Below are 1797 nucleotides of genomic sequence, written 5' to 3'. Positions count from 1 at the left end.
ATCATGCTAGCAAGTTAAGCGAACACTGACATGATAAATTAGTGGTTAGCTATATTTTTTTACTTTGCAACAGAACCTAGAGGTGTTAAAGGCCAAAAGGAAACGATCATTTCGATGCAAGGGTACTTAATGAGGACGATTTTAAGTGAACTTGAAGAACTTTATTCAGCCGATATGAGAAGACAAAATATGACGAAATATAATATTTTTAATTAATAAATTAAATAAGCTTGCAGCAATCAAAGAAACATCAAAATATAGTGTTAAATCATCAGACTTTCTAACAAGTAATCAAGAAAAAAACCAAGAAATAGTCAAAGACTTAGAAAAAGGTTTATACAGAAAACGTATGCTAAGCTACGGTGATTTACTCAAACAAAAACATAAAATTTTAAATTTAGATGACTCAGAAGACGGGAACTTAATTAATACATCAGACGAAAAGACAACAGAAGAAGAACAAAAAGCACACTCAATCATGGCAATATGGAATTATCAAAAACAAAACTACTACATCAAAAAATAATAAAAAAACTGACCTCAATCACAATACATAGTTTCTGATTGAGGTCAGTTTTTTTATTATTAAATATTATTGGTTTAATAGTGTTTTGCTTTTGATAATTCTTTACTTATCGTCAAGTCGATGTTAAGTAAAAAAGCTTTTTTAGCCCCTGCAGGAACTATGCGATTAAACGGCACGTTTACCCACTTTACATGCCAATTTTTAAATTTGCATGTAACTGGGCAGTGTCTTAAAAATCGACACTGGTTTTTAGAAAAAATCATTTTGTGAAATCGAAATATATTTATTTGGCTCATATTTGCGTTTTAAGAGCATATATCAGTTTTTGGATATAAAACTATATGATTTACCCCTAATTCTTTAAAATGCCCCCTTAAAATTCAAAATAAAGCATGTATGAGAATGTATAAAGTCAAAAAATAAAGTTGATTATAGAATCTATAAGCTGTTTTTTAGAATCTATCAGAATCTATAATTTTATAAACGTTGATATAAGTGACTTGTAAAGAATCTGAATACAAGTTCTGACGATGCCGGGAAACTTTTATACAGGTTATACATTTTAAAAGTGGATCATGTGGCTTAGGTTTATGCTCTGTTTGGTTTTAACATGGCTTAAAAGAAATGTATAAAGCATAAGAAGACACCTCAGCTATGCTGAGTGACACGTAGTGGCATTGTGTCCCCTTATGCTCTTAGCAGAGAATCTGAAAAGAAGTTAAAAATATAAAAATATAAAGTGAGAAATGAATACTAGTTTTTGATTAGTCTAGTTTTTTATTGGTTTTGATAATCATGTATAAGAGGAAAATACAGAGAGTTACACTTTGTATGATGGTAGAGTATAGTATTATATTTTCTTTTTTTGTTATTAAAGAATATATATCTAAAACTATAAGTATTAAAGAAATATAAAGACTATATCTAAAAATTTGTTTTGTATATTTTCCACAAATTATTTGTGCTTTATTCCAATTTTTTTGTGTTTTCATTGATTTCTTTGTTCGAAAACCATAGAAGTGATTTATATTTTCAGGAGGGTTTTTAATCATTAATTCTCCTAGTAAAATCATAAAAATACTTGAAGGTAATAAAAGCATTGATGACATCCTTTTTTATGTTTTTGAAATGAGCTTTTTCTTTTTTTGATTAAACTAAAGTTTAACTAAAAACATGATTTAGTAAAGGATTTATGGTTCTGTTGCAAAGTAAAAAAATATAGCTAACCACTAATTTATCATGTCAGTGTTCGCTTAACTTGCTAGCATGAT

General features: G+C 28.2%; 1 protein-coding gene and 2 pseudogenes. 2 read left to right on the top strand and 1 reads right to left on the bottom strand.

The window, feature by feature from the left end; translation table 11 throughout:
* Nucleotides 1–66: 66 nt before the first annotated feature.
* Nucleotides 67–216 (top strand): annotated as a pseudogene (locus ACSBRB_RS10565) (replication initiator protein A); the annotation flags it as partial.
* A 16-nt stretch (nucleotides 217–232) separates the two neighbouring features.
* A pseudogene (locus ACSBRB_RS10560) lies at nucleotides 233–526 on the top strand (protein rep); the annotation flags it as partial.
* A gap of 764 nt (nucleotides 527–1290) precedes the next feature.
* Here the strand turns inward: ACSBRB_RS10560 and ACSBRB_RS10555 are convergent.
* Nucleotides 1291–1578 (bottom strand): SdpI family protein, encoded by a 288-nt coding sequence (locus ACSBRB_RS10555; RefSeq protein ID WP_259339451.1) that lies wholly within the window; start codon nucleotides 1576–1578, stop codon nucleotides 1291–1293.
* Between the last annotated feature and the right edge of the window lie 219 nt (nucleotides 1579–1797).

The organism is Staphylococcus auricularis (genome assembly GCF_051172115.1).
GTDB classification, from domain to species: domain Bacteria; phylum Bacillota; class Bacilli; order Staphylococcales; family Staphylococcaceae; genus Staphylococcus; species Staphylococcus auricularis_A.
The sequence above is the reverse complement of the archived record's forward strand: the minus strand, read 5'-3'. Positions and strand labels throughout refer to the sequence as shown.

Excerpts from the sequence above, each read along its gene's own strand:
- ACSBRB_RS10555 (WP_259339451.1), bottom strand. The coding sequence starts at position 1,578 with ATGATTAAAAACCCTCCTGAAAATATAAATCACTTCTATGGTTTTCGA.